The organism is Kitasatospora sp. NPDC018058, from assembly GCF_044327205.1.
Lineage (GTDB): Bacteria > Actinomycetota > Actinomycetes > Streptomycetales > Streptomycetaceae > Kitasatospora.
In genome coordinates, this window is sequence record NZ_JBIRFA010000019.1 from 153,158 (window position 1) to 159,567 (window position 6,410).

Below are 6,410 nucleotides of genomic sequence, written 5' to 3' on the forward strand. Positions count from 1 at the left end.
GGGCGAATCCCCTTGCGTGTGACAGACCCGCCCGCGGGGCAGGGTGAGAACCTCGGACAGGCTGCGGGCCCGCTTGCGGCTCGGGCCTGCTGGAGTGGTACTCCGACGGTTGGTACTGCGGTTGGTGCTACGGAGCGTACTGGTGCGAACCAGTCTCCCCCACGCGACGGCGGCACTCCGCACCGGGTGCCGCCCGCCCGTGACGGGCCGTTCGTCGGGCGCCCCGTCACTTCGAAGCCGGCTTGGCGTACTGCGGCGTCTTCGGATCCACGAGGGCGTCCACGACCACCTTCTGCTGCTGGGTGATCGTCGCCCGCGCCTGGTGGCTCTCCAACGTGCGGACGACACCACCCGGGATGTTCAGCGCGGGAGTCAGGTCCTGCGGGTTCCCCACGACGGTGAACCGATAGGGCGGCGAGACCTTCTTCCCGTCGATCTGCACCCCACCGCCCGACAGGTCGGTGAAGTAGGTGTCGACCACCACGCGCACATCGTTGATCTGAATCGCCTCCGCCCCCGCCGCTCGAAGTTCCTGCAGGGTGTCCAGCAGCATATCTGCCTTCACCTGCCCTTGGGGATCATCGACCGTGAGTACGATGCCCGGACCGGTGGCCTTGACCGTACCGGCCAGCACGCCCAGTTCGGTCATCTTCTTCCTGGTCTGTTCCTGGGCTTCCTTGGCCTGGTTGGAGCTGTTCTCCAACTTCGCCAGGGACTGCTCGAGCTCCGCCTTCTCCTGTTGGAGACGCTGCTGACGGCTGTCCAGTTCGTCGAGGATCCGAACCAGGTCCTCCTGTCGGGCCCCGCGCAGCTGGTTGTGGTGGTCGTTGGTCGAGCGCACCTGGATCGCCAGCCCCAGGCCGAGGGAGAACAGCAGCAGCGCCACCACCAGCTGCCCACGCGACAGGCGCGGCGGCCACAGCGCGGCCTTCAGCCGCCGCCGACCGGCGCTCCGGTCCACGGCGACCTCCGGCTCAACACCCTCGGGCTCTGCGGGCTCCGGTTCGGCGGATTCGGCGGGCTCGGCCTCGGCCGCTGCCTTCGACTCAGCCTTCGACTCGGCCTTCGGCTCGGCCTCGGGCTTCGGCTCCTCGGAAACCGGCTCCGCCTCAGCGGCGGGCGCGGGCTCCACGGCCTTCGTCAGCCGTACCACCGGCTCCGGTTCCGCCGCCGCGGCCTCAAGCCCAGCCCTAGCGTCAGACATCTCCGGCTCCGCCGACTCGGCCTCCGCCTCGATCGCCCCGGGCTCCTCCCCCGCCTCCGCGGGCTCGACCGGAGCGGCCTTCTCGGCCTTCTTCCCCGCGAACGCCTCGACAGCCTTCCCAGCCGCCTTCTCCCCCGGCTGCTCAGCCGACTTCGCCGCCTCCGCCTTCTCCGCCGCCGCCTCGCGGCCCGACTCAGGCACGGAAGACATGGCGCCGGATCGCGGCCGCGTTGGAGAAGATGCGGATGCCGAGGACGACGACCACACCCGTGGACAGCTGCGAGCCGACGCCCAGCTGGTCACCGAGGAAGACGATCAGTGCCGCGACCACCACGTTCGACAGGAACGAGACGATGAACACCTTGTCGTTGAAGATCCCGTCCAGCATCGCCCGGACGCCGCCGAACACCGCGTCGAGTGCCGCCACCACCGCGATCGGCAGGTACGGCACGACGGCGTCCGGCACCTCGGGTTGGACGAAGAGCCCGACGACCACCCCGATCACGAGACCCAGTACGGCAATCACGGTCTAGCTGCTCCTGTCCCTGTCGTGGTCTTGGCGGATCCGCTGGACGGATGCCGCTTCGGGGTCGGACCACCGCTGCGCGCGGATGGTGAAACGGACGCGCTGGGGCTCTCCGAGGTTCCGGGATTGCCCGAGGAAATTCCGCTCGGGCCGGCCGACGAGGTGGCCGGTGCCGTGACCGACGGGGTCGCCGTGGGCGTGGGCTCGGGCGTGACCGGCTGGGCGGTCCGCAGCGTCACGCCCACCGCCGCCGGCAGCGTCAGGCTCTTCTGCACGGAGAGCGTCGACTTGATGCCGTACTTCTCCTGGAGCAGTCGCAGGTACTGCCCGGCCATGTCGTTCTCGAAGGCGCTCAGGAGCTTCGGCCCGTCCCCGATCGCCTGGATGTTGTACGGCGGGACCAGCGGCCGGTTGTCCACCAACACCGCCTCGCCCGCGGCCCGGATCGCGGACAGCGCGGTCAGCCGCTGCCCGTTGATCGAGACCGCCTCCGCGCCGGATCCCCACAGACCGTTCACCACCAGCTGCAGATCGCGGTCACGCAGCCGGCCGCTGTTGGAGAAGCCCTGGCCGGCCCGCGGGTCGACGTTGCCCCCGCTTCCCGTCCCCGGGGCGTCCTCCAGGACCAGCTTCACCCCGGGCCCGGTGACCTCCCCCAGGCCCACCATGCCGGTCAGGCCGCCCGTATCGCCGTCCCCCGAGGGGAGCGCCTGCTGCTGCGTGTCCTCGACCTTGCGCCGCAGCTCCTGCACCTGCTTCTGCAGATGGTCGGCCGAGCCGTTGCTGTCGTTGATCCGGTGGATCAGCGCGTCCCGTTCCTTGGCGAGGCTGGGCTCCGCCTTGTGCGCGTTCACCGCGCCGACCGTCACCACACCCCCGACCAGCGCCAATCCGGCGCCCAGCGTGAGCAGACCCCGCAGGGTCCGGGGTATCCGGCTGTCGTGCTCACCGCCCCGCGCCGCGGCCGCCTCGGCGTAACCCTCGTCCAGGCTGTGGTCCATCACGTTCGTCAGCAGGGACATCGAGGCGTCCGGACGGTTGTACCGTCCGTTCGGGGCACTCGGCGTCGGCGTCGCTGGCATGCGGACCATCGTCCCATGACGGCGAGCGGCCCCGTGCACGGCCCCTGAGCTGCGCACACGTTGCACACACCCCCGGGAAGCGACAGACCGTTCCGAAAGTCGTGAAAACGGACAGCGGGGCGTGCGGGCCAGGCCGCACGCCCCGCCGATCAGGCGCTCGTACGCTCAGGCCGTCACCGCCCAGCGCCGTCGACCACCGCCGCCCACTCGTCCAGCAGCGCCTCGGTGGCCTCGTCGTCCGGGCCCTCGGCCCACAGGTGGGTGATCGCCTCGGCCGGGTCCGGCAGCACCAGCGTCCAGCGCCCGTCCGCCTCGACCACCCGGACGCCGTCCGTGGTGTCCAGCCGCCGACTGCCGGCCGCCTCCACCACCGAGCGCATGACCATGCCCTTGGCCGCCCACGGCGTCGCGATGTCCCGGCGCCGGATGTGCGCCTGCGGGATCCGCGCGTCGATCTGACTCAGCGTGAGCTGGGTCCGGGCCACCAGGCCGACCAGCCGGACGAAGGCCGCGGCACCGTCCAGCACCCCGCTGAACTCGGGCACCACGAAACCGCCACGCCCGTCGCCGCCGAACACCGTGCCCTCGGCGGAGGCCGCCTTCGCGAGGTCGTCCGGCGTCGTCGTGGTCCAGATGACCTGGGTGCCGTGGTACGCGGCGACCTGCTCGGCGATCCGGGTCGTGGTCACCGGCAGTGCCACCTGCCCGCTGCGCCGCTCGGCCGCGACCAGGTCCAGCAGCACCAGTAGCGCCCGGTCGTCGTCGATCACCCGGCCCAGCTCGTCGACGAACGCAACGCGCTCACCGACCGGGTCGAACCGGACACCGAAGGCCGCCCGTGAGGAGGCCACCAGCTCACCGAGCCTGGCCAGCCCGGCCCTCCGCGTCTCCGCGTCCTCGGTCGGCCGCGCCTCGTCCAGCCCGCTGGAGACGGTGAGGGCCTCCACCCCGAGCCGGCCGAGGATGCTGGGCAGAACCAGCCCCGCGCTGCCGTGGGCGGTGTCCACGACCACCTTCAGCCCGGCCTCCCGGACCCCGGTGGTGTCCACCGTCCGCAGCAGGTTGCCCGCGTAGGAGTCGAAGACGCTCGACGGGAAGGTGAGGTCCCCGATCTCGCCGGGGAAGGCCCGCCGGAACTCCTGGCGCGCGTAGACGCGGTCGAGCTTGCGCTGCCCCGCCTGGGAGAGGTCCGCGCCGCGCTCGTCGAAGAAGAGGATGTCCAGGGAGTCCGGCACCCCCGGCGTGGTCCGCAGGAAGATCCCGCCCGCACTCCCCCGTGCCGTGTGCTGCCGGGCCACCGGCATCGGCACGTTCTCCAGGTCGCGGACGTCGATCGCGGAGGTCTGCAGCGCCGAGATCATCGCCCGTTTGAGCGCACGCGCACCACGCGAGTGGTCACGCGCAATGGTGACGGTGGCACCCTTCTTCAACGTCGTGGCGTACGCGCCGGCCAGCCGGACGGCCAACTCGGGGGTGATCTCGACGTTCAGGATGCCCGAGACGCCGCGGACGCCGAAGAGGTGCTCCTGGCCGCGGGACTCCCAGATCACCGAGGTGTTGACGACGGCACCGGCCTCGATGGTCTTGAACGGGTAGACCCGGACGTTCGCCGCGATGATCGACTCCTCGCCGATCAGGCACTCGTCCCCGATCACCGCGCCGTCCTCGATCCGGGCGGCCCGCATCACGTCGGTGTTCTTGCCCACCACACAGCCGCGCAGATTGCTCTGCGGCCCGACGTATACGTTGTCGTGCACCACCGCCTTGTGCAGGAAGGCCCCGCGCTTGACGACCACATTGCTGCCGAGCACGGTGTGCTCGCGGATCTCCACCCCGGCCTCGACCTTGGCGTAGTCCCCGATGTACAGCGGCCCGCGCAGCACCGCCTCGGGGTCGACCTCCGCCCCCTCGGCCACCCAGACGCCCGGCGAGATCTCGAAGCCGTCGATCTCGACGTCGACCTTGCCCTCCAGGACGTCCGCCTGGGCCTTGCCGTAGCTCTCGTGGGTGCCCACGTCCTCCCAGTAGCCCTCGGCGACGTAGCCGTAGACCCGCTTGCCCTCCTTCAACAGCTGCGGGAACACATCGCTCGACCAGTCGACGGACTCACCCGCCGCGACGTAGTCGAAGACCTCGGGTTCCATCACGTAGATACCGGTGTTCACCGTGTCGGAGAAGACCTGCCCCCAGGTCGGCTTCTCTAGGAAGCGCTCGACCCGCCCGTCGTCGTCCGTGATCGTGATACCGAACTCCAGAGGATTCGGCACCCTGGTGAGACAGACGGTGACCAGCGCGTTCTTGCTCCGGTGAAAGTCGATCAATTCAGAGAGATTGAAGTCGGTCAGCGCGTCACCGGAGATCACTAGAAAGGAGTCGTCCCTGAGCGCGTCCTCGGCGTTCTTGACACTCCCCGCAGTGCCTAGTGGCGTCTCCTCATGGGCATACGTGAGATGCATGCCCAGTTCCTCACCGTCACCGAAGTAGTTCTTGACCAGTGACGCCAGGAACTGGACGGTGACCACGGTGTCGGAGAGGCCGTGCCGCTTCAGCAGCCGAAGCACGTGCTCCATGATCGGCCTATTGGCGACCGGAAGCAGCGGCTTCGGCATGCTGGAGGTCATCGGGCGGAGTCGGGTACCCTCGCCCCCTGCCATTACAACGGCTTTCATTACGGGTGCGTCCTCCTTCGCGGTGGTGGACCTGCAGGTCCATCAAACCGTTCCAGAGGGTTCTCTACCCGGAAGGTATCGTCCGACGCACCGGTACGGCGTGGGACTTCTCTCAGATCACGTCTCAGGCTGTGGACGCCGAGGCCGCGGAGCTCGCCTTGATGATCTGTCGCGCCTGCACCGCGTAAAGAATGGCCGACCACCAGTACAACGTGGTCCCCCACCAGATGAAGGCCCAGCTCACGACCTCAGCCGGCCGCGCGATCCAGCTGTCGATACCGCCGAGCAGCAGAAGCGGAAACGCGTACATCAGATTGAAGGTCGCGGCCTTCCCGAGGAAACTCGTCTGCAGCGGCCCGTAACCGTGCCTGTTCAGAATGGGCAGCAGAGCCGCGATAAAGACTTCCCGGGCCAGCAGAATCGCCGTCACCCACCACGGCAGAAAGTTACGCCACGTCAATCCGATCAGCGTGGACAGCACATAGAGCCGGTCCGCCAGCGGATCCAGCAGCTGTCCCACTCGACTGATCTGCCCCCACCGCCGGGCGAGCTTTCCGTCCAGGTAGTCACTGACACCGCTCAGCGCCAGGATCAACAGCGCCCAACCGTCATTCTTCGGCCCACCGAAGACCGGCCACAGGATGAGCCAGAGAAAGATCGGAACGCCGACCAGCCGGCCCATGCTGAGCAGGTTGGGGATGGTGAAGACCCGATCGGTCTGGACCCGCGTCTCCTGGACCTCCACCCGGGGGCCTCCTGTTCCGTGTAACAACAATGCATGTTGACCTTACAACAGAAAAGCCCCCGTCCGGTTCACCCGGCGGGGGCTTCTCTCGAAGAATTGTTCGGCGGCGTCCTACTCTCCCACAGGGTCCCCCCTGCAGTACCATCGGCGCTGTGAGGCTTAGCTTCCGGGTTCGGAATGTAAC

At 68.8% G+C, this 6,410-nt stretch carries 5 protein-coding genes and 1 rRNA gene; all 6 read right to left on the reverse strand.

What is annotated here, in order from left to right:
• Positions 1–226 precede the first annotated feature (226 nt).
• Positions 227–1,507 carry a DUF881 domain-containing protein gene (locus ACH4E7_RS26590; RefSeq protein WP_396251553.1) on the reverse strand — a complete coding sequence of 427 codons (1,281 nt, stop codon included), beginning with the start codon at positions 1,505–1,507 and terminating at the stop codon, positions 227–229.
• Complete coding sequence (locus ACH4E7_RS26595) at positions 1,398–1,730, reverse strand: small basic family protein (protein WP_030062488.1); 333 nt, start codon at positions 1,728–1,730, stop codon at positions 1,398–1,400. Before ACH4E7_RS26595 ends, ACH4E7_RS26590 begins: the two co-directional genes overlap by 110 nt.
• Complete coding sequence (locus ACH4E7_RS26600) at positions 1,727–2,812, reverse strand: DUF881 domain-containing protein (protein ID WP_396251554.1); 1,086 nt, start codon at positions 2,810–2,812, stop codon at positions 1,727–1,729. Before ACH4E7_RS26600 ends, ACH4E7_RS26595 begins: the two co-directional genes overlap by 4 nt.
• 173 nt (positions 2,813–2,985) lie before the next feature.
• The gene (locus ACH4E7_RS26605) at positions 2,986–5,481 is read right to left on the reverse strand and encodes a sugar phosphate nucleotidyltransferase (RefSeq protein ID WP_396251555.1); all 2,496 of its coding nucleotides are present in this window, start codon (positions 5,479–5,481) and stop codon (positions 2,986–2,988) included.
• A 124-nt stretch (positions 5,482–5,605) separates the two neighbouring features.
• On the reverse strand, positions 5,606–6,226 hold the full coding sequence (locus ACH4E7_RS26610) for a CDP-alcohol phosphatidyltransferase family protein (protein WP_355675172.1): 621 nt from the start codon (positions 6,224–6,226) through the stop codon (positions 5,606–5,608).
• Between the two features lie 98 nt (positions 6,227–6,324).
• A 5S ribosomal RNA gene (gene rrf / locus ACH4E7_RS26615) occupies positions 6,325–6,410 on the reverse strand; the annotation flags it as partial.

Bases quoted from the DNA above. Each gene is read 5' to 3' on its own strand.
- ACH4E7_RS26600 (WP_396251554.1), bottom strand. From the start codon at position 2,812: ATGCCAGCGACGCCGACGCCGAGTGCCCCGAACGGACGGTACAACCGT.
- ACH4E7_RS26605 (WP_396251555.1), bottom strand. From the start codon at position 5,481: ATGAAAGCCGTTGTAATGGCAGGGGGCGAGGGTACCCGACTCCGCCCG.